The following is a 19,970-nucleotide window of genomic DNA, read 5'->3' as shown; positions in this document are numbered from 1 at the left end:
GAATAAAAAATAAACTAATGGTATCCCTCATGTCCCGCTTTTCCCCAAAACACACGATAAGCGTACACAGTATACCCTAATAAAACTGGTAACATAATTACCACGCCAATCAAAATAAAAATAAGTGTGGAATCCGGGGCTGCAGCTTCCCAAATCGTCACTTCATGCGGAATTAAATACGGATAAACACTGATCCCTATACCGGCATAGGCACATAAGAATATAATAATACTGTAAACAAAAGGCTTATGCTCATTCCCGTTAGCAAGATTTCTCCAAACCAAAATGATCATCCAAGCCGTTAATAAAGGCAACGGCATTAAAAAAAATATATTCGGTACGCTATACCAGCGCGCGAATATTTCCGGGTTATGCAAAGGGGTCCAAATACTCACAAACAATAAAAATATACTGACAAGAATTAAAAACCCTTTTGCGAAATGCTTCATCTTTCTTTGCAGCTTCCCTTCACTTTTTATGATCATCCAGGAAGCCCCCAGTAATGCATAACCGCAAACTAAAGCAAGCCCTGTCAGCAAGCTAAATGGGGTCAACCAATCGGAAGTCGATATGCTTAGGGCAGCTTCATCAATGACGAAACCCTGTACAAATGCCCCCAGGATTACCCCTTGCAAAAAAGCAGCCGTAATCGAACTGATGGCAAAAGCCCAATTCCATAAAGGTTTGCTTCGTTCGGCCTTGAAGCGAAATTCAAAACACACCCCCCTGAAAATCAAGGCAAGAAGCATATGCATGATGGGCACGTATAAAGTAGGTAAAAGCAAACCATAAACGATTGGAAAAGCAGCATAAAGCATTGCCCCGCCAAACACTAACCAAGTTTCATTTCCATCCCAGACGGGTGCTATGGAATTCATCATTAAATCACGTTCACGCTCACTATGGGTAAATGGAAATAAAATACCGATGCCTAGATCAAAGCCATCCAAAATCACATACATGATGATGATGAATCCAAGCAGACTTGCGAAAATGAAGGGTAGCATTATGGTTTATCTCCGCGTGGCTCTATCGGGTGTTGATCCGTCATATACTGAAATGTGTGATGTTCCACTTCATCAGCATCCATGATAAGCGGGCCTAGGCGGATCGTCTTAAACAAATAATAAAGATAAAAGCCAAAAACAATGCCATAAGCCAATACCAATAATACAAAAGAAGTAAAAACTTCCTCCTCTCCTACGGCTGAAATCGCCTGTTTGGTACGCAATAAATTGTAAACCACCCAGGGTTGGCGGCCTATTTCAGCAGTTAACCAGCCAGAAATTGCAGCAATAAATCCCATGGGTGACATGATAATGCACCATTGATGAAAGCGTTGGCTAAAATATAATCGACCATCTCGACGCAATAGCAAGGCGAGTAGAGCGGTGAATAACATCAGTAAGCCTATGCCCACCATAACCCGAAAGGAAAAAAAGACTGCAGCAACGGGTGGCTGTTCACTTTTCGGTACTGATTTCAATCCGACAAGTTCTCCATTCCAATCGTGTGTGTTAATCAAACTGGCCATTTTCGGAATAGAAATACTGTATTGGTTTTTTTGCAAAGATTGAGATGGCCAAGCCAGGAGTATGAACGGGGCGCCACGCTGTGTTTCCCAAACTCCTTCGATGGCAGCAGTCTTTAATGGTTGATGATGATGGATATCCAAACCGACTTTATCACCTATTAAAATTTGGGTAGGCACTAAAATAAGCGCTCCCCACATCGCAAGAGATAATGTTTTTTTACCCATTTCCACATATTTTATTTTCAAAAGAAAGTAACTGCCAATGCCAGCAAGCACAAAACAAGTTGTAGTGTACGAAGCCATCAACATATGCAGCAAGCGTGGGATAAAGGATGGATTAAAAACAATCTGCCACCAATCCGCCACTAAATATTTTCCATCGGCCAGGGAATAACCTGTTGGCGTTTGCATCCAGGAATTCGCAGACATGATCCAAAAAGCTGAGATGGTCGTGCCAACGGCCACAAAACAAGTGGCCGTAAAATGGATGCTGCCAGGAACGCGTTGCCAACCAAACAACATAACGCCTAAAAATCCGGCCTCCAGAAAAAATGCGGTCAACGTTTCATAAGCAAACAAGGCACCCAATACATTGCCAAATTGTGCAATAAAAGGACCAAAATTAGTGCCTATCTGGTAGGCTAAAACAATCCCTGACACCACTCCCATTCCAAAGGTAAGGGCAAATATTTTCCCAAAAAATTTGCACATACTCAGATATAACGGGTTTCTGCTCGATAACCACAAGGCTTCTGTCAGCACCAAAAAAGCGGCTAAGCCCAGATTTAAAGTCGGGAATAAAATATGGAATCCGATGCTGAAACCAAACTGTGCCCTTGATAGTAATTCAACCAACGTCAGCTCCTGTGCAATGAAACTATAAACGTAGCACAAGTAAAAAAATATGTTGAAATCTTCAATTTATGCCGAAAACACCCACAATTGAAATACGTCTTAAAGCACTTATACTTTATTTAAGAATTGGAAAAGTAAGTCCACTTATCTGTCTTGAGCAGCTAAAGACAAAAGTCGGCAATGGCTAGAAAGGCTTCATTTTTATGATCAAGACATTACAGGATGCGTTAAATAAAATTTTATTGGGTAAAGATGAGGTCATTAAGCTAGCCATAACCTGTTTACTGGCTAACGGGCATCTACTCCTTGAAGACATCCCGGGGATGGGTAAAACCACCTTAAGCCATGCGCTGGCGCATTTTACTGGAATGAAATATAGAAGGATTCAATTCACCAGCGATCTTTTGCCCAGTGATGTGTTAGGGATTTCTGTATTGGATATAACTAAACAAAAATTTCATTTTCATCCTGGCCCAATTTTTTCTCAACTTATATTAGCGGATGAGATTAATCGTGCGACGCCAAAAACACAAAGTGCCTTGCTGGAAGCCATGGAAGAAAGACAAGTGACCAATGACACCGGCACGCATGCTCTCCCTATTCCTTTTTTTGTCATTGCCACGCAAAATCCAGCACACCAAACGGGTACTTATCCCTTACCTGAATCGCAATTGGATCGGTTCTTAATGCGGCTTTCTATAGGATATCCATCACCCGATGCGGAGCGACGGTTGCTTATGGACGAAGAAAAACGCCGCTTGTTGGAGCAATATGAGCCCGTAGCCGATACAACACAATTACTGGAATGGCAAAATAAAAGTCAGCAAGTCATCGTTTCCGCACCCATACTCGATTATATTCAGGCTTTTTTGCAAGCCAGCCGCATTCATGACTGGTTTAATCACGGTTTAAGCCCGCGAGCCGGACGCTCGTTGGTTAAAGCTGCACAAGCGTATGCATTCGTAAATGAACGCGACTTTGTGCGGCCAGACGATGTACAAACCATTTTGCCGGCGGTCGTCAATCATCGCTTGGTAGTCAGGAAAACAGTTGATAAGCTTTCGCCTGCAGATAGGTTATTAAATCAGGTCGAGGTGCCTGTTTAATGAAATATCCAACGCTGCGCCGCCTTTTCTTGCCATGGGCAAAAAAACGCATCTCGGCCAAAAATCCTCAACAATTGACAACCAGGACGCTTTACATACTACCTTCTGCTTTTGGCTGCGGTTATGGTTTGGTTGTATTAACAATTGCCATCGGTGCAATTAATTACCAATTAAACTTGGCTTTTCTGCTGGCTTTCTTGCTCATCGTCCTAGGCATCTTAGGGATGTGGGCAAGCCATCAGAATCTGAAAGGTTTATTAGTCCAGTGCTTGCCTATAAACGATACAGAACAAGGACAACCAGCAACGATCAATCTGCTAGTAAAAGGGGAAAATGCGGTGCATTTTAGCTTAATTTTGCAATTTCCACGGGAAGAAAGCCATTATATTGAGAACATTCCCAAAGAAGGCTTGCAAATAACTTTGCCTTTATCCACTGCAAAGCGGGGTGTTTTTTTCTTACCGCAAATAAAAATCTACAGCTATGCGCCGTTGGGGATCTTTCGCGTCTGGGGATATCTAAATTTTCAAATGGAATATTATGTTTACCCAAAGCCTATCTCTCCAGGATATTGGCCGGAAAAAAATCTCGATTTCCCGCACGGCTCGGCAGAACAGCTGGGCGATGAAGATTTATTTGAATTAAAACCAGCAGCCAATCCTTGGATGCAAGCAGGCCGCATTGCCTGGAAAATTTCAGCGCGAAGCCAGGGTTGGTATCTTAAAACCATGACAAGCACTGTTGGGGAAAACTGGATGTTTCGCATGCAGGAAGCATCCTCAACAAACGTAGAAAAAAGTTTGCAACAATTGAGTTACTGGCTGCAGACAGCTGAGGAACAGGGGCAATCTTACGGGCTGGAAATAAAAGATACCTGCACTGAAATAAGCCAGGGAGCCCACCATCTTCAGTATTGTTTACGACTATTGGCAGCTTATTGATGCATACAAAGTTTAATGAACAAGTCCCATTGCCTATTTTGCGCCACACGCTTTGGGTTATGGGGCTTTGTTTTTTAGCAAATGTAACGGTTGCCCCATGGTGGATCATCATGCTTGCCATTACAGCCATCAGTTATCGCTTGTTAACCGGTTATTTTAGCTATCCGCTGCTGCCGCAATGGGCTTTGGCCCTCCTCGTGTTAATTTTCCTTGCCGTGTTGCGGATTTATTATCAAAGTTTTTTATCTGCTGATTTTTTCATTGGCGCCCTGCTTACTTTTTTTTGGTTAAAAATCGTTGAACTGCATCGCATACGCGATGTACGCATTCTTATTTTATGCAGTTTTTATGTTATTTTGGTGGCATTGATATTGCACCAAACCTTATGGATTTTGTTATATCTGCTCGCTGCCATGCTTGCCAACCTCTCGCTGTTGTTGCGATTATACCTCCCTCAGCTAACTCTTAAAGCTTTATTCATTCGCAGCACAAAATTATTACTCATCGCTATTCCAATAAGTGTTTTGTTATTTTTTCTCTTCCCGCGCACTTCTTCGCCTCTTTGGCGCGTCAATCTCCCTGCTCAGGGTAAAGTAGCTTTTCGGGAAAGCATTAGCCCAGGCGCTTTGTCGTCATTGTTTCCTGATGACAGCACCGTCATGCGCATTACATTTAAGCGTGTGCAATCGATTAAGGATTTTTACTGGCACGGACTGATTTTAAATCATTTTGATGGTGTTAACTGGACATCCAAACCACAACCATACAATTATCTGTCTCCTTTAACCTTATTGCCTACTAAACAGGATGCAGATTATGAAGTTTTATTGGAAGCGCATAACAAAAATTGGCTATTTTATTTGAATAGACCCAAAGCGGGATGGCCCAATTTGCAATTTTCCGAAGCTGTTGGCTTAATGCGTTTGGATCATAGCAAAATTACGCAACGGTTTGCTTATGCATTAACCACACAAAAACCGGCATATAAACCATTAAGCTCGGGGGAGATCCGGCAAAATCTGCAATACCCATCCCATGTGAATCCAAAGCTTAAAACGTGGGCCTTGCAACTTAAACACCAAGTTCATGGCCATACTAAGGCCATGGTGGATCAAATCCTTCTCCACATCCATCAACAACCATTTTGGTACACTTTACATCCGAAACCCATTGGAGACAGCGCTCAGCAATTGGACTATTTTTGGTTTTCCACCCGCGAAGGTTATTGCGAGCATTATGCCAGCGCGGTCGCTTTCATTTTAAGAGCAGCCGGCATCCCGGCCCGCATTGTGGTTGGCTATTATGGAGGCGAATGGAATCCCTATGGCCATTATTTAAATGTAAGGCAAAAAGATGCTCATGCCTGGTTGGAATATTGGCTAGAGGGAGAGGGTTGGAAACGGGTCGACCCTTCTGCCTTTATTGCCAAGCAACGCATAGAAACTGATCTGTTAGGACAAAATAGTCAGGAGCTTGGGTTTTATATTCAAAACAAGCAATATTCGTTAAATCTTGCGCATTGGCAACAATTAAGGCTGACTCTTGAATCAATGCGTTTTTTTTGGGAACGATGGTTAATTTTCTATAATCAGGACCGACAACAGAGTTTGCTGCAATTACTTGGGCTAGGTGCCTGGGACTTTGAGAAATTATTACAACTTTGGCTGCTTGGCTTTTTATTTTTCTTGGCAGGAAGTTGGTGTTGCTATATTTGGTGGCATCCAAAGGATCCTATGCTGCGCGAGTACCATCGTTTGCAGCGCGAATTTAAACGCTTAAAAATCCCAGTCACTCCGTATCAATCCTTAACAAAACAATGGAATGAACTGGGTAAAAAATTTCCCGAACTTACTTCCCTGTTGCAAGATTATCTCGCCCGTTATGAAGCCTTAAGACTACGCCACGCAAACAGCGATGATCCAAAGAACCGCAAAGCTGTGCGACTATTATTGCGTGCACTTAGAAAGCAAGTGCAGAAATTATAATCCTGGTTAGCGGTTATATTCACGCGCCAAAACCACTTGCAATCCAGCCGGCGTTAACGACAGGAAATTATAATGAGGATCTGCGGTTGTTCTTTCCAGCCACTCATTGGCAATACAAATGTCTGCAAGTTTCTCAAGCTTTTCCAAAGTCATACCAACATCGATATTATCTTGCAGATAAGGGATCAACTCTTCGGTTAAGCTTAGGAAAATTTGATTATGGGGTTTTCCTTGTAACCTCATTTCCTGATAGAACAATTCTAATAAATCAATTTCATTCATAATCCGTCCCTGGTATTAATGGCTTGTCTATTGTAACCAAAAGCCCCCTCCCTAATGCAAGTACGAATCAGCCTCTATTCAATAGTGGTATTCCGTCTAAAACGAACAGAGGCATGAGTTGCACGTGCTACAGCCTCATCCAGGGCTGCTTTGGGACTTTTAAGACCTGCAAAAATCCCCTCTAAAGCTTCATCATTAATTCGCCTTATTTGCATTTGAATTCGTAATGGAGGACGCGGCACTGCAGTGAATTCCATTTGTGCCAATGCAAGAGAGGGATGCTGACTGCCTTGCGCCAGGGATTTATAAACACCGTTTACTCCTAAGGGTAAATAGCCGGTGTTATTGTGCCAGGTTTGCTGAACGTCTGGTTTTGCCAAAAACACAAAAAAAGCAGCCACGCCTTGATAAACGGCAGATGAATGCCCCGCAACAGCCCAAAGCGCCGCACCGCCTGTGACATTGTTAAATCGAACGGGACTAATTTTTTGATCAAGCGGTAATGGGGCTATGCCCATAGGAAAAGAAACCATGCTTTTTAAACTATTATAGCCACCCGATGATTGGCTAAACAACGGGCATCTTCCGCTAGTAAATAATATAGTTGGATCATCACCGCGGCCGCCGTACTCAAAATAGTGTGCCTGCTGCCACCTTAATAAGCGCTCTAAATGTTCAATCATGGGCTTTTGATTATAAACCGCCTGGGTATTATCTTCGGTTAACATGGGCAAGCCATGGATGGCTGCAAAGGATTCTATTAATACCCAAGCTGGATGCGCTGAGGTAAACGCACAGGGGTATCCCGCTTTCCGCAGGTCGGCTGCGAGAAGTTCCAATTCTTCCCAGGTTTTGGGGAATGGTTGATTAGAATACCCGGCTTTAGCCAATGCATCAGCATTGTAGAAAATTACAGGTACGGATGAATTAAACGGCATGGCTTTAAGATGACCATTTTCGCTGTAGTACGTGCGGATGGCAGGATAAAAGCTTTCCAAGGGTAAGTTCATTTTTTGCTCAGCCATTAATTCATGCAAAGGCTTAATGATGCCTCTTGGCGATAACATGGTCGGCATACCGACTTCAAAAACCTGCACTAATGCCGGAGGTTGTTTAGCCCGAAAAGCAGCTGCAAAGCTGGTGAGCGTTTCAAGGTAATCGCCTTTGTATACAGGTTTAACCTGATATTCTTCCTGGCTCTTGTTAAATCGGCTGACTAGTTGCTGGACTTCATGACCCAGCTGCCCTGCAAATGAATGCCATAGAATAATTTCTACAGGTTTTTCTTTCGCCCAAGTTACAAGTGCTGAAAAACATAACCAGCTTATAAATAGCAAACGAAAGATCATGACAACAGATCAGGATAGTCACTGAACACGGCGTCTACTCCCCAGGCAAAAAGTTTTAAAGCCTGGCGCTTATGGTTTACAGTATAAGCATAAACTTTATAACCCTGTTGCTTAATTTCAGCGACGCGTGCCTTCGTTAAAATGCATTTATTGAGATTAACGGACATGCACTGCAATTCTTTCGCATGCTGTAGCCAATTATCCTGCCATTCATGCAAAAGCAAAGCCAAAGGAATTTCCGGGGCGATGCTCCGGCATAAATACAATGCGTCGCGATCAAAACTTGATAACAAAGGTAATTCCAGATCGGATGGCCAATATTGATTTAAATGCGACAATACGGCAATGGTTACCGGTTCAAACTGACCGGGATGAGGCTTGATTTCTATATTCGCTTGAATTTTTGCCGCACTGAACCATTGCAATGTTTCTTGCAAGCTTGGAATTTTTTCGTTATGAAAGCGCCTGGAAAACCAGGTGCCGGCATCCAGCGAGCGTACCTGTTCGGAACGCATCCTCCCAAACTCGCCACGCCCATTTGTCGTGCGCTCCAGGTTATCGTCATGAAAAATAAAGGGGTCTCCGTCCTCACTTAGCATGACGTCAAACTCAATGAAACGGCTTCCCAAGGATAATGCCTTGTTAAACGCAGCCATCGTATTTTCTGGTGTATAGGCTGAAGCACCGCGATGAGCGATCACACGAGCAATTTCCAACTTTATTCCCCTTGACGATTAGAAGCAGCCTGGACAACAGCCGTCATGGTTAATTCATTACTGACCGAGACGTCCAAAGCGGCAGGCAATGCCATGGTATTAATAGCTTCGCGCGCTTGCATGGCTTTAGGTTGCAAAGGAACTGCATCACCCTCAACGAAGGTCAAGTTATATAGCGTATAATTTTGCCCGGTATATACGCGATTAATGCGTGCCAACTCGGCATAGGTTTGTTGGTATAATTGCTCACGCAGCTGCGTTTTAATTTGCTGTACTTCCTCAAGACTCGGTTTAAATTCAATCATACTGATTTCATAACTTGTACCCGGTTTACTAACCGATTTTGCGTGTTGATATACCTCGGTCAAACTGGTTTGATCCACGCGTGCCTGCGCCTGTACAGTCAATTTTTCAAGGCCTGAATTATCCTGCGAGCGCTCAAACTGGAGTAAATGCCAATCTCCTTTGGCAATTTGGGAAAGATTACCCATGATTTCTGCCCGGGCCTTAGCCAAGTCTGCATGAGTTAAGGTTGCATTCACATTTACCGTCAGCAAAGCCGTTTTGGTGTTTACCCATTGTCTTGCCGTGACTTGAAATGTAACCTTATCCAGTAATACATCCGGCGATTCATCTGCTGCATAACTGGTAGGGGTCAGGGCGAAGAGCGCAAGCAAGCCAGCTATTTTTTTCATAATCATTCTCCGGAAACAAAGCTTCCTAGTGTACGACAGGTTTATCTTTTGTGTCATCCTTGCTGCAAATAAATTGCATTTTTTATACACAAATTAGTTGCATAATATACGTTTGGGACGGTAAAAACACACAGCATTCGTATACAAAACTTTTTCAGCCAGTTCATCCCCCAGGGCCTCACGAATCAAATGAATATCCCGCTCAGCAAATGGACGCGCGGCGCGGGTGGATGGTAAGTCTGTGCCAAACAATAAGGCAGCCGGGTCTATCGCGGCTATTTCGGTCAATACATGCGGAATATGCATCGCTAAGCGTCCAAAACCTGTTGCCTTTATCTTTACTCCCTGTTTTACCAATTTCAACAAAGCAGGCAATGCTGTATCTGATAATCCTAGATGATCAATACTTAATGCAGGAAATTGTAACAAAGCCGGCATTAAGGCGTTAAGCTGTGCGGCATTAAGATAAAGTTCAATGTGCCATTGCACGAGCTCATAAATTCTGCGTGCGAATTGTGTCAATTCAGGCATATCTATCTTATGGCCACGAAATAAATTAACACGCACGGCTCTTACGCCGCTTGCATCCAATTTGATGAGGGCAGCATCGCTCACCGTAAAAGGTAATTGGGTGACACCCACAAATGCAGTACCCAATGCTTGCAGCGCTGCTAAAAGATACGTTTGATCAAACCCCTGGAAAGATGCAGATACCAGGGCCCCGCCTTTTACAGGCAAATTTTTTGTGCGCAGCATATAATCATTCAGGGTAAATTGTTGTGGCAAGTACCCTTGATTCGCAGTGAGCGGAAATCCATAATCAATAATATGAAAGTGCGCATCGAAGATGTTAAGCATGTTTCGGCTAAATAAATTTTAAACAAGTTCCTAGAAGTGTAGTCGAGCCTGTCGATGGATTTATATTTTACTTGCCTTAATTTGTCATTTACTGAAACATATTGTTTTTAAAAAACCAAAATTACACTTCCGGTTCGCAGGCAATGAGCATTGATTTAGAAATGAAATCCGTCTATAACATTACACATTATTGCATTTAGGAGTTTTACCCATGATTTCCGTCGACTCACTCAAGCCCAGTACCCCCACCCTGGATCAAAATGAAGATTTTTTGGAATATGCTTTATCACGGGGATTTGGTGAGCTCCACTTTAAAGTTGATCGCGAAACAGGAATGAAGGCGATTGTTGCCATCCACAGTACCAAACTTGGCCCCGCTCTGGGAGGATGCCGCTTCATTCACTATCCAGACACTACGGCTGCATTATATGATGCAATGCGTTTAGCGCGCGGGATGAGTTATAAAGCGGCGCTCGTTAACCTGCCATTGGGCGGAGGCAAGGCGGTTATCATTGAGCCCAGCAAGCCTTACGACAGAACCGCTTATTTGCATCGGTTTGGAGAGTTTGTCAATGATTTGGGCGGTCGTTATATCACGGCGCTGGACAGCGGTACTCAGTTAAGCGATATGGATATTATTGCAGAGCATACCCCACATGTAGCCAGTTTATCCAGCCATAACGGTGATCCTTCTCCATATACTGCGAAAGGCATCTTACGTGGAATCCAAGCTGCAGTTTTTTTTAAACTAGGCAGAGAAAATTTAAATGGCTTGCACGTTGCCCTGCAAGGTTTAGGCCATGTCGGCTATTTGTTAGCGCAGCATCTTCATGAATTGGGTGTAAACCTCACGGTAGCAGATATTAATCCCGAACGCGTTGAGCAAGCTGTAAAGGAATTTGGCGCTTCTGCAGTTGCCACTGAGAATATCCATAAAATACCTTGCGATGTCTTTTCTCCCTGTGCGCTCGGTGCTGTAATTAATGATATAACCATCAATCAATTGCAAACTGGCATTGTCGCGGGTGCCGCCAACAATCAGCTGGCCCATGCTTATCACGGTCAAAAATTGCATGACAAAGGCATTCTTTATGCTACCGACTATGTAATCAATGCAGGGGGGCTTATTTTTGCTGCCAGTAAATATCTGCATACCCAAGAGAGTCTGGTGAATCAGCAAATTGATGGAATAGGCACGACACTATTGCAAATTTTTGAGCGTTCAGCCAAAGAAAACAGACCGGTAAGCGTAATTACCGATACCCTTGCTCAAGAAAAATTGGCTTGAGGAAGATTAATGAAACATATCAACATGACGCCGGAATTGTACGAATATCTGCTGCAGACATCAGTGCAAGAACACCCGGTATTGAAGGCATTGCGGGAAGAAACGGCAAAATTACCGCTCGCCAATATGCAAATCGCCCCTGAGCAAGCGCAATTCATGCAATTTCTTTTGCGTATAATCGGTGCTAAAAACGTTCTGGAGCTTGGCACGTTTACGGGCTATAGCTCCTTGGCTATGGCATTAGCATTGCCGGAAGATGGGCATTTGCTAACATGCGATATCAACGAGGAATGGACCGAAAAAGCTTATCCATTCTGGCGCGAAGCACACCAGGATAACAAAATTGAATTACGCCTGGGCAAAGCTTTAGACACGCTGGAAAAACTTGTTGCAACTCATAAGCATGCATTTGATTTTATTTTTATCGATGCCGATAAAACCAACTATGTAAATTATTATGAGTTATCCTTGCAGTTGGTAAAACCGCATGGAATTATCGCGATCGACAATGTATTGTGGAGCGGCAAGGTAGTCGATAAACAAGAAAACAATGGCCAAACTCGGGAAATTCGTAGGTTAAATGAAATCCTCCAGCATGATACACGGGTATTCACAAGTTTATTGCCTATTGCCGACGGTTTATTTTTAATTCAACCCAAATAGCTGCTGCAACCTATTCATTCAAAGTACAAGGAGTCAGTATGAATCAACAGATGAAGGACAATCCCTGCGGTCTGAATGGCTTCGCGTTTCTGGAATTCTCAGGCCCAGATAAAGACGCTTTACACCGTCAGTTTCATGAAATGGGATTTCACCTTGCGGCAACTTTCGGGGAAGTTGCTCTTTTTAAACAGGGTGACATCCAGTTTATAGTAAATGGCGCAAGCAATTGCCAGGCAGCGCAACATGCAAAAACCCATGGCCCTGGAGCTTGCGCTATGGGTTTTCGTGTACATGATACAAACCATGCCTTTCAGTACGCTATTCAACATGGGGCAACCCCCTTTCAAGACTGTGCCCATGCCGATCACGGCTTACCCGCGATCGAAGCGATTGGCGGCAGTGTGATTTACTTTGTAGACGATTCGCATCAGCCGTTTGCAGGCAAATGGACAAACACCAGTCATGATGAAACGCCTTCAGCCGGACTCAAAGGCATTGATCATTTAACTCATAATGTATTTCGCGGCAACATGGATAAATGGGCTAAGTTTTATGAAACCATTTTTAATTTCAGTGAGATTCGTTATTTCAATATTAAAGGTAAAATGACCGGATTGATTAGCCGAGCTCTGGCCAGCCCGTGCGGAAAAATTAAGATCCCGCTAAATGAATCCAAAGATGATCATTCACAAATTGAAGAATTCCTGCATGAATATAGAGGCGAGGGCATTCAACACGTCGCGCTCAGCACTGAAAATATCTACGAAACAGTGCGCTCTTTAAGAAAACACGGTGTACGTTTCCTGGATGTACCGGATACGTATTATGAAATGATTAACAACCGCATACCATGGCACACCGAACCCATTGCAAACTTAAGACAAGAAAAAATTTTAATCGATGGTGAAGCTGAAGCTGCAGGCGGCCTGTTACTACAAATTTTTACCGAAAACTTATTTGGTCCGGTATTTTTTGAAATCATTCAGCGGCACGGCAACCAGGGTTTTGGCGAAGGTAATTTCCAAGCACTATTTGAAGCGATCGAGCGAGACCAAATAAAACGCGGGACCTTACAAGAAACCAATTAAAGATGGCCCTGTGGTTATTCATATAACCGCAGGTAAAATAATTCCGGTAGAAATAATATGAAATTAGCCACGCTAAAATCAAAACAATCACGTGATGGCACGTTATGTGTCGTCAATAAAACATTAACTTATGCTGTTTGTGTGCCGCAAATCGCTGCAACACTACAGCTTGCGATAGAAAATTGGCAACAAGTTGTAAAACCTCTACAGCAAATTTATCAACAACTTAATGAAAACCTTTTGCGTGGAGCTTTTCCTTTTGACCCAGAACAAATGGCTTCCCCTTTACCGCGTGCGTTTCAATGGGCAGACGGCAGTGCTTATGTAAATCATGTAGAGCTGGTAAGAAAAGCCCGCGGTGCAGAAATGCCTGCTGATTTTTGGGTAAATCCTCTCATGTATCAAGGCGGCTCTGATGATTTTTTAGCCCCTACGGATCCTATTTTAGTCGCTGATGAAGCCTATGGAGTTGATTTTGAGGCAGAAGTAGCCGTTATCACCGATGATGTTCCCATGGGAGTGAGCCCCGGCGACGCACAAAAACACATACGTTTGTTGATGCTGGTCAATGATGTATCTTTGCGTAACCTTATCCCTGCTGAACTTGCCAAGGGCTTCGGTTTTTTTCAATCCAAGCCAGCAAGCAGCTTTTCTCCGATTGCGGTTACCCCTGATGAATTGGGAAGCCACTGGGATGGGCAGCGTCTGCATTTGCCTTTATGCAGTTATCTCAATGATGAGCTATTTGGTGAACCCAATGCCGGAATAGACATGACGTTTTCTTTTCCAGAGTTAATTGCGCATGCTGCAAAAACAAGAAACCTCAGTGCCGGCAGCATCATTGGCTCAGGTACTGTCTCCAATATTGATCGCAGTAGAGGTTCTTCGTGTATAGCAGAAAAGCGCATGCTTGAAATTTTACAGGAAGGAAAGGCTAAAACCCCATTTATGCGTTATGGCGATTCAATCCGTATCGAGATGAGAGATACAGCAGGAAACAGCATTTTTGGCGCCATTAACCAGCAGGTACAGCCCGTGGAAACGCATTCGAAAAATTGCCAAATTGAGGGACATCGTGAAACTTTATGATTATTTTCGCTCATCTGCGAGCTACCGCGTACGCATTGCTTTAAATTATAAAAATATCAGCTATGAACGTATACCTGTACACTTGGTGAATCATGGCGGCGAACAAAACCGGCCCGAGTATCTAGCACTTAACCCGCAAGGTCTTGTTCCTACTTTGGATGAAAATGGCCATATTTTAAGCCAGTCCCTTGCCATTATTGAATACTTGGAAGAAATATCCCCAAAACCTGCCCTCCTCCCGCAAACACCATTAGGACGAGGCTTGGTAAGAAGCCTTGCATACCTGATCGCCTGCGATATACACCCTTTAAATAATTTACGGGTACTGCAAGAGTTACGCCAAAACTTTGCTGCCACAGAAGAGCAAATTCAACAATGGTATCATCTCTGGCTAAAGAAAGGATTTACTGCGTTGGAAGCACGGTTGCAAGCCCTGCCGCGTAAAAATCACGTCTGCTATGGGCAGGAAATTACCTTAGCTGATGTTTGTCTGGTGCCGCAGGTATATAATGCAAAACGCTTTCATTTTTCGATGGACGCTTATCCATTGATTACTGAAATAAATGACTATTGCTCCCACTTGCCTGCATTTGCAGAAGCAGCTCCGGAGGCAGACACCTCCAGAGTGTTAATTGAAAATTAATTACCCTTTAAAATCTTCGGGGCCAATGTAATAGTCTGGATCAACGTAAAAATAGAAGCCTTTTATTAAAAGGATGAGCCCAACTATTAAAACAATGGCAGCAATTACATAATATGTTGGCCCGGAATACATTTTTTTGGAAACACTTACCATGCGCTCGGGAAGAGCAAGCCACAATAATGATTTAATAAGAATAATCCAACCAATTATTGTTACCAAAACACGTGGTTCCAAAACCCAAATATTATGGGTTACAACGATAAACAACCCCAGAAGAAAGCCAAACGCAGCCGCTACTATCATCTGTGCGCCATCAGGCCTCATTTCTAGAACCAGTGCCTGGAAATAAGTTTTTCTGGATAGCAGAATAATCGCTATAACCGTGAAATACAATCCTAAAACTTGTGCCAACACTACGGAATGAAACATTGGTCCAAACATAGCATACTCCCTGCAGATGTCTCTTTATTAAGTAAAGACTTAAATGCTTTATTTTGCAAATGCTTAAACCTTAAAGCTGGCTGCTAAAACCATGCTTTTTTTATTTTAGCAGGATGCATCCCACCAGTAGTTTCCTGCAACATTTGCCATTCCGCTGAACAGCGCTGCACATGACCGAATAAGCGAGTTTTATTATCACACACATAACGAACCGGCAGACCATCTATTTGCCCGAACGACTGTACAGCCAGGCATTTTTCCCCACTCAAAAGTTCAAGAGCCCAGGGAAAAGCAGTAGACATATCCAGGACTTCATTTTGGCTACTATCCAAAGGTTTAGCCAAGGTAACCTGCACTCCTTTGCTTTCCCAGGGAGAAGATAGGCATACCGCCAGCGGGTTTTCAGAAGAATCCTTCGCAAAACAGGGATCATAGGTTTTATCAGCCACCGTGCATTTCCACGCATCTTCTCTTCTGATAAGGTAGGATTGCTCTTTACATTCCCCACTGCTGGCAAGCTCAATTGCAATTGGCAATTCCCTAGCAGCAAACGGCCTGTAATATTGTAATTCGGTATCCTTGGCAAAAATTAACGAAGAACACAAGCTCAAAAACAAAAACACTTCGCGCTGCATACTATTCCCACCTTTATTTTATTTGGTGTATTATTCAATTATATTGTCAGCGATAAAAGCAACCGTTATTTTCGCTAAAGTTGAATCCAGGCGTTTCATCACTCAAGCTTTTGTCATACACGATTACTTCCTGCTACTTCCAGCCAGGATAAAGCAAGGATAAAAAACCTTATTCAACGAGCTGCCTCAGCCTAATGTTTAGGCAAGCAAACGAAAGGCATTCAATTGACTGATTACTTGCCAGGCAGTGGAATATTTTGGAGTATATATGAGCAATGTCTTTACAGTAAAACAGAGTTTGAATGGCGAAATCGATGTTGATAAAACCGTTACGGTGCGTGGATGGGTAAAAACCAGACGGGATTCCAAAGCCGGGCTCTCATTCATAAGCCTCCATGACGGGTCTTGCTTTGCGCCGATACAAATTGTTGTTCCCGAAAATCTTCCTAATTATCAAACGGATGTATTAAAAATAACGACTGGATGTTCCTTGGTCGCCACTGGAAAACTTGTCGCCTCGCAAGGCAAAGGCCAATCGTTTGAAATTCAAGCTGAGCAAATTGAAGTAATAGGCTGGGTAGACAATCCGGATACCTATCCAATTCAGGCAAAGCGACACACGCTTGAATTTTTACGTGAAGTAGCGCATCTTCGTCCACGCACCAACACGATTAGCGCGGTCACGCGTGTGCGCAACTCTTTGGCGCAAGCAATACATCGATTCTTCCATGAGCAAGGTTATTTCTGGATCCATACTCCTATCATCACTGCCAGTGATTGTGAGGGTGCAGGTGAACTTTTCCGCGTCAGCACTTTGGATTTATTAAATCTGCCAAAAAATGAGCAAGGCCAGGTGGATTTTTCTAAAGATTTCTTTGGCCGTGAAGCTTTCCTCACCGTGTCTGGTCAGTTAAACGTAGAATCTTATTGTTTGGCCATGTCTAAGGTTTACACGTTTGGCCCAACCTTTAGAGCGGAAAACTCAAATACCAGTCGTCACCTTGCCGAATTTTGGATGGTTGAGCCGGAGGTAGCATTTGCTACGCTTGCGGATATTAGTCTGCTCAGTCAAAAAATGCTGCAATATGTCTGTAAAACCGTACTGGATGAACAAGCGGACGATATGAATTTCTTTAACCAATTTGTCGATCCGGGGTGTATTGCACGCGCAGAGCATATTGTCAATTCTGATTTTGAAATCATGACTTATACAGATGCCATTCATGCTCTGGAAAAAGCGCCTGTCAAATTTGCTTTTCCGGTGAGCTGGGGGCTGGATTTACAATCAGAACATGAACGCTATCTGGCAGAAGAATTGTGTAAAAAACCGGTCATTCTCACGGATTACCCGAAAGATATTAAAGGCTTTTACATGAAGCTTAATGATGACGGGCACACTGTTGCCGCGATGGATGTGTTAGCACCCGGCATCGGGGAAATTATTGGCGGCAGTGAGCGTGAATATCGCCTTGAGATGCTTGACAAACGCATGGATGAATGCGGTTTGGATAAGGAACTTTACCAATGGTATAGAGATTTACGACGCTACGGGACTGTTCCGCACGCCGGATTTGGTTTAGGTTTGGAACGGTTAGTAAGCTACATCACCGGGGTTAGCAACATTCGTGATGTAATTCCATTCCCGCGCACACCGGGCCACGCTGAATATTAATCGCCGTCCACAGGATGCCTGTGGACGCGTCATGAGTTGCCGTAGCAGCACTACTGCTTTACGTCAGAGGGGTCCCTGCATACGCTTTGACGCAAGCAAACATGAGGCAATGTCCCTGAAGTTGCCTCATGTTGCAATTCCTAATCATTTAACTGCAATAACTGGCCTTCTTGTAAGGTTAGGATTTTGTCCATACGCTTTGCCAACTCCATATCATGCGTAACTATCACCAAAGCGGTGTGTAACCGCTGATTTAAATCAAGCATTAAATCAAAAACTTTCAATGCGGTGGCATGATCCAAATTGCCGGTGGGTTCATCAGCAAACACGCACTGAGGCTTATGCACCAATGCACGTGCAATGGCAACGCGCTGTCTTTCCCCACCCGATAACTGAGAGGGTTTATGTTGTTCTCGTGCAGCCAACCCAACTTCGGCAAGAATCATCCGTGCTTGTGCACGTGCTTTTTCAGTGGGCTCTCCCGCCAGCAATAATGGCATGGCAACATTTTCAAGCGCAGTAAACTCAGGCAGCAAATGATGAAACTGGTAAATAAAACCCAAATTTTTATTTCTGGTCTGACAACGTTGCTTTTCCGATAACGATTGCCAGTCCACACCTTCAATGGATACTTGTCCCCCGCTCGGCTTATCAAGCCCTCCCAAAAGATGGAGCAGCGTGCTTTTCCCGGAGCCCGAAGGTCCTACGATTGCAATGCGGGCACCTTTTTCTACAGAAAAATTAACATCCTGCAGCACCGCTACAGACACCTGACCGTCACGATAGGTTTTACCAAGGTTAGAGGAACAAACAATCATTTTATTCATAATGCAAAGCCTCAGCAATTACCGTTCTTGAAGCGCGCCATGCGGGATATATGGTAGCTAAAAAACTCATCAACAAAGCAGCTATACACACTTGCAATAAATCTTTTAATAAAATTTTGGAAGGTAAATAATCGACAAAATAAATATTAGACGATAATAAATGCACCCCAAATAAAGTTTGTAAGAAATTGACGATTTCTGTGGCATTACTGGCTAAAATCAATCCTCCTATTAACCCAAGTACCGTGCCAACGATACCGACCATCATACCTTGCACGATGAAAATCCAGAGGATCATTCCGGGCGTAGCCCCAATGGTACGTAAAATAGCAATTTCGGCTTGCTTGTCATTCACTACCATGACCAAAGATGACACCAAATTAAATGCCGCCACTGCAATGATTAAAAGAAGAATGAGAAACATCATGGTTTTTTCCATTTTAACAGCTTGGAAAAAAGCACCGAACTGGTTTGTCCAATTACCAACCTCATATTCCTCACCCAGTTTAACGGCCAATTGTTCGGAAAGGCTGGGCGCCTGGTATACATCGGCTATTTTCATTTTAATGCCGGTCACTTCATCACTACTCAACTGCAATAGCTTTTGTGCATCCGCTATGTTGATGAAAGCAAGTTTGGTATCAAAATTAAATCCAGAGCCTGCTGAAAATACCCCTTTCACCGTAAAACGCTTGAAACGAGGAACCATACCGGCTGGGGTTACCGTTGCTTGCGGGATCATGATGGTAACCTTATCCCCTATCATGACCCCCAAATTGTCTGCCAGCCCGCGTCCAAGAATGATGCCGAAATCGTGCAAATCCTTCATGCTGCCGGTAATCATTTTTTCTTCCAAATGATTAACGCGCCCTTCATATTCCGGAGAAATGCCGGTTAAAATAATCGCCAATACCTGCCCTTCATGGGTCAATAATCCCTGCTCACCTACATAAGGAGCAATGGCAGTGACCCCGGGATAATGTTCCAATTCTTTTGCCAAGCCCTGCCAATTGCTGATTTTGCCATCCCGGCCCGTCACCGTAATCTCCGGTGCCATGCCAAAAAAACGTTTATGGATTTCCTCATCAAATCCATTCATTACGGAAAGTACGGTAATGAGCACCATGACGCCCATGCCGATACCCAGCATGGAACTTAATGAAATGAATGAAACAAAGTGATTTTTCTTTTTAGCACGCGTGTAACGCATGCCAATATACAACGCCAATGGCTTGAACATAGATGATTTAAGTGGGTTAAAACTTCTATTGTAGTGAAAATAATGCTGACATGATACCTTTAG

General features: G+C 43.5%; 20 protein-coding genes. 9 read left to right on the top strand and 11 right to left on the bottom strand.

The annotated features are described in order from the left end of the window. Positions 1–14: 14 nt before the first annotated feature. Together cydB and NKV53_RS08935 are read right to left on the bottom strand one after the other, a co-directional pair. Positions 15–1,007 carry a cytochrome d ubiquinol oxidase subunit II gene (gene cydB, locus NKV53_RS08940; RefSeq protein ID WP_127032731.1) on the bottom strand — a complete coding sequence of 331 codons (993 nt, stop codon included), beginning with the start codon at positions 1,005–1,007 and terminating at the stop codon, positions 15–17. Further along, the gene (locus NKV53_RS08935) at positions 1,007–2,395 is read right to left on the bottom strand and encodes a cytochrome ubiquinol oxidase subunit I (RefSeq protein ID WP_127032750.1); all 1,389 of its coding nucleotides are present in this window, start codon (positions 2,393–2,395) and stop codon (positions 1,007–1,009) included. Before NKV53_RS08935 ends, cydB begins: the two co-directional genes overlap by 1 nt. A gap of 197 nt (positions 2,396–2,592) precedes the next feature. Between NKV53_RS08935 and NKV53_RS08930 the strand changes: the two genes are divergently transcribed. Genes NKV53_RS08930 through NKV53_RS08920 form a run of 3 tightly spaced genes read left to right on the top strand, consistent with a single transcriptional unit; the run spans position 2,593 to position 6,421 of the window. After that, on the top strand, positions 2,593–3,495 hold the full coding sequence (locus tag NKV53_RS08930) for a MoxR family ATPase (protein ID WP_127032732.1): 903 nt from the start codon (positions 2,593–2,595) through the stop codon (positions 3,493–3,495). After that, positions 3,495–4,436: a hypothetical protein gene (locus tag NKV53_RS08925; RefSeq protein ID WP_126953908.1), complete on the top strand. Its 942-nt coding sequence runs from the start codon at positions 3,495–3,497 to the stop codon at positions 4,434–4,436. The genes NKV53_RS08930 and NKV53_RS08925 overlap by 1 nt, the downstream gene beginning before the upstream one ends. Continuing rightward, positions 4,436–6,421, top strand: a complete 1,986-nt coding sequence (locus NKV53_RS08920) for a DUF3488 and transglutaminase-like domain-containing protein (RefSeq protein ID WP_127111145.1) — start codon at positions 4,436–4,438, stop codon at positions 6,419–6,421. Before NKV53_RS08925 ends, NKV53_RS08920 begins: the two co-directional genes overlap by 1 nt. 6 nt (positions 6,422–6,427) lie before the next feature. Here the strand turns inward: NKV53_RS08920 and NKV53_RS08915 are convergent, their stop codons facing one another. The 5 genes from NKV53_RS08915 to NKV53_RS08895 form a co-directional block, all read right to left on the bottom strand. After that, positions 6,428–6,703: a hypothetical protein gene (locus NKV53_RS08915; protein ID WP_126953910.1), complete on the bottom strand. Its 276-nt coding sequence runs from the start codon at positions 6,701–6,703 to the stop codon at positions 6,428–6,430. A gap of 74 nt (positions 6,704–6,777) precedes the next feature. Continuing rightward, a complete protein-coding gene (locus NKV53_RS08910) occupies positions 6,778–8,052 on the bottom strand; it encodes an extracellular solute-binding protein (protein WP_127057180.1) in 1,275 nt (424 codons plus the stop codon). Continuing rightward, on the bottom strand, positions 8,049–8,768 hold the full coding sequence (gene ugpQ / locus NKV53_RS08905) for a glycerophosphodiester phosphodiesterase (protein ID WP_126953912.1): 720 nt from the start codon (positions 8,766–8,768) through the stop codon (positions 8,049–8,051). The genes NKV53_RS08910 and ugpQ overlap by 4 nt, the downstream gene beginning before the upstream one ends. Positions 8,769–8,770: 2 nt before the next feature. Next, entirely contained in the window at positions 8,771–9,463 is a 693-nt protein-coding gene (locus NKV53_RS08900; RefSeq protein WP_126953913.1) for a hypothetical protein, read from the bottom strand. A gap of 93 nt (positions 9,464–9,556) precedes the next feature. After that, the gene (locus tag NKV53_RS08895) at positions 9,557–10,321 is read right to left on the bottom strand and encodes an amidohydrolase (protein ID WP_126953914.1); all 765 of its coding nucleotides are present in this window, start codon (positions 10,319–10,321) and stop codon (positions 9,557–9,559) included. A 211-nt stretch (positions 10,322–10,532) separates the two neighbouring features. Here NKV53_RS08895 and NKV53_RS08890 point away from each other — a divergent pair, with 211 nt between their 5' ends. Genes NKV53_RS08890 through maiA form a run of 5 tightly spaced genes read left to right on the top strand, consistent with a single transcriptional unit; the run spans position 10,533 to position 15,092 of the window. Beyond that, the gene (locus NKV53_RS08890) at positions 10,533–11,609 is read left to right on the top strand and encodes an amino acid dehydrogenase (protein WP_126953915.1); all 1,077 of its coding nucleotides are present in this window, start codon (positions 10,533–10,535) and stop codon (positions 11,607–11,609) included. Positions 11,610–11,618: 9 nt separating this feature from the next. Next, positions 11,619–12,272, top strand: a complete 654-nt coding sequence (locus tag NKV53_RS08885; RefSeq protein ID WP_253351003.1) for a class I SAM-dependent methyltransferase — start codon at positions 11,619–11,621, stop codon at positions 12,270–12,272. A gap of 38 nt (positions 12,273–12,310) precedes the next feature. After that, positions 12,311–13,360, top strand: coding sequence for a 4-hydroxyphenylpyruvate dioxygenase (hppD, locus tag NKV53_RS08880; protein ID WP_253351001.1), 1,050 nt, complete (start codon positions 12,311–12,313; stop codon positions 13,358–13,360). A 57-nt stretch (positions 13,361–13,417) separates the two neighbouring features. After that, positions 13,418–14,449, top strand: a complete 1,032-nt coding sequence (locus NKV53_RS08875) for a fumarylacetoacetate hydrolase family protein (RefSeq protein WP_127057181.1) — start codon at positions 13,418–13,420, stop codon at positions 14,447–14,449. Beyond that, positions 14,436–15,092: a maleylacetoacetate isomerase gene (gene maiA, locus NKV53_RS08870; protein ID WP_126953919.1), complete on the top strand. Its 657-nt coding sequence runs from the start codon at positions 14,436–14,438 to the stop codon at positions 15,090–15,092. The genes NKV53_RS08875 and maiA overlap by 14 nt, the downstream gene beginning before the upstream one ends. Here maiA and NKV53_RS08865 read toward each other — a convergent pair whose 3' ends face one another. Next, positions 15,093–15,533, bottom strand: a complete 441-nt coding sequence (locus NKV53_RS08865) for a hypothetical protein (RefSeq protein WP_126953920.1) — start codon at positions 15,531–15,533, stop codon at positions 15,093–15,095. 83 nt (positions 15,534–15,616) lie between these two features. After that, a complete protein-coding gene (locus NKV53_RS08860; RefSeq protein WP_253350999.1) occupies positions 15,617–16,168 on the bottom strand; it encodes a hypothetical protein in 552 nt (183 codons plus the stop codon). 268 nt (positions 16,169–16,436) lie between these two features. Between NKV53_RS08860 and asnS the strand changes: the two genes are divergently transcribed. Beyond that, entirely contained in the window at positions 16,437–17,840 is a 1,404-nt protein-coding gene (gene asnS, locus NKV53_RS08855) for an asparagine--tRNA ligase (RefSeq protein WP_253350998.1), read from the top strand. Between the two features lie 140 nt (positions 17,841–17,980). Here the strand turns inward: asnS and lolD are convergent, their stop codons facing one another. Together lolD and NKV53_RS08845 are read right to left on the bottom strand one after the other, a co-directional pair. Beyond that, a complete protein-coding gene (gene lolD, locus NKV53_RS08850) occupies positions 17,981–18,667 on the bottom strand; it encodes a lipoprotein-releasing ABC transporter ATP-binding protein LolD (protein WP_126953923.1) in 687 nt (228 codons plus the stop codon). Beyond that, the gene (locus NKV53_RS08845; RefSeq protein WP_126953924.1) at positions 18,660–19,907 is read right to left on the bottom strand and encodes a lipoprotein-releasing ABC transporter permease subunit; all 1,248 of its coding nucleotides are present in this window, start codon (positions 19,905–19,907) and stop codon (positions 18,660–18,662) included. Before NKV53_RS08845 ends, lolD begins: the two co-directional genes overlap by 8 nt. Between the last annotated feature and the right edge of the window lie 63 nt (positions 19,908–19,970).

Source organism: Legionella sp. 27cVA30 (genome assembly GCF_024160945.1).
Classification (GTDB): Bacteria; Pseudomonadota; Gammaproteobacteria; order Legionellales; family Legionellaceae; genus Legionella_A; species Legionella_A septentrionalis.
This window is presented reverse-complemented; position numbering and strand designations above follow the sequence as displayed.

What these genes read in the sequence shown, in the direction of transcription:
- cydB (WP_127032731.1), bottom strand. Translation starts at nt 1,007, where the DNA reads ATGCTACCCTTCATTTTCGCAAGTCTGCTTGGATTCATCATCATCATG.
- NKV53_RS08930 (WP_127032732.1), top strand. Translation starts at nt 2,593, where the DNA reads ATGATCAAGACATTACAGGATGCGTTAAATAAAATTTTATTGGGTAAA.
- NKV53_RS08925 (WP_126953908.1), top strand. Translation starts at nt 3,495, where the DNA reads ATGAAATATCCAACGCTGCGCCGCCTTTTCTTGCCATGGGCAAAAAAA.
- NKV53_RS08920 (WP_127111145.1), top strand. Translation starts at nt 4,436, where the DNA reads ATGCATACAAAGTTTAATGAACAAGTCCCATTGCCTATTTTGCGCCAC.
- NKV53_RS08915 (WP_126953910.1), bottom strand. Translation starts at nt 6,703, where the DNA reads ATGAATGAAATTGATTTATTAGAATTGTTCTATCAGGAAATGAGGTTA.
- NKV53_RS08910 (WP_127057180.1), bottom strand. Translation starts at nt 8,052, where the DNA reads ATGATCTTTCGTTTGCTATTTATAAGCTGGTTATGTTTTTCAGCACTT.
- NKV53_RS08900 (WP_126953913.1), bottom strand. Translation starts at nt 9,463, where the DNA reads ATGAAAAAAATAGCTGGCTTGCTTGCGCTCTTCGCCCTGACCCCTACC.
- NKV53_RS08895 (WP_126953914.1), bottom strand. Translation starts at nt 10,321, where the DNA reads ATGCTTAACATCTTCGATGCGCACTTTCATATTATTGATTATGGATTT.
- NKV53_RS08890 (WP_126953915.1), top strand. Translation starts at nt 10,533, where the DNA reads ATGATTTCCGTCGACTCACTCAAGCCCAGTACCCCCACCCTGGATCAA.
- NKV53_RS08885 (WP_253351003.1), top strand. Translation starts at nt 11,619, where the DNA reads ATGAAACATATCAACATGACGCCGGAATTGTACGAATATCTGCTGCAG.
- hppD (WP_253351001.1), top strand. Translation starts at nt 12,311, where the DNA reads ATGAATCAACAGATGAAGGACAATCCCTGCGGTCTGAATGGCTTCGCG.
- NKV53_RS08875 (WP_127057181.1), top strand. Translation starts at nt 13,418, where the DNA reads ATGAAATTAGCCACGCTAAAATCAAAACAATCACGTGATGGCACGTTA.
- NKV53_RS08865 (WP_126953920.1), bottom strand. Translation starts at nt 15,533, where the DNA reads ATGTTTGGACCAATGTTTCATTCCGTAGTGTTGGCACAAGTTTTAGGA.
- NKV53_RS08860 (WP_253350999.1), bottom strand. Translation starts at nt 16,168, where the DNA reads ATGCAGCGCGAAGTGTTTTTGTTTTTGAGCTTGTGTTCTTCGTTAATT.
- asnS (WP_253350998.1), top strand. Translation starts at nt 16,437, where the DNA reads ATGAGCAATGTCTTTACAGTAAAACAGAGTTTGAATGGCGAAATCGAT.
- lolD (WP_126953923.1), bottom strand. Translation starts at nt 18,667, where the DNA reads ATGAATAAAATGATTGTTTGTTCCTCTAACCTTGGTAAAACCTATCGT.
- NKV53_RS08845 (WP_126953924.1), bottom strand. Translation starts at nt 19,907, where the DNA reads ATGTTCAAGCCATTGGCGTTGTATATTGGCATGCGTTACACGCGTGCT.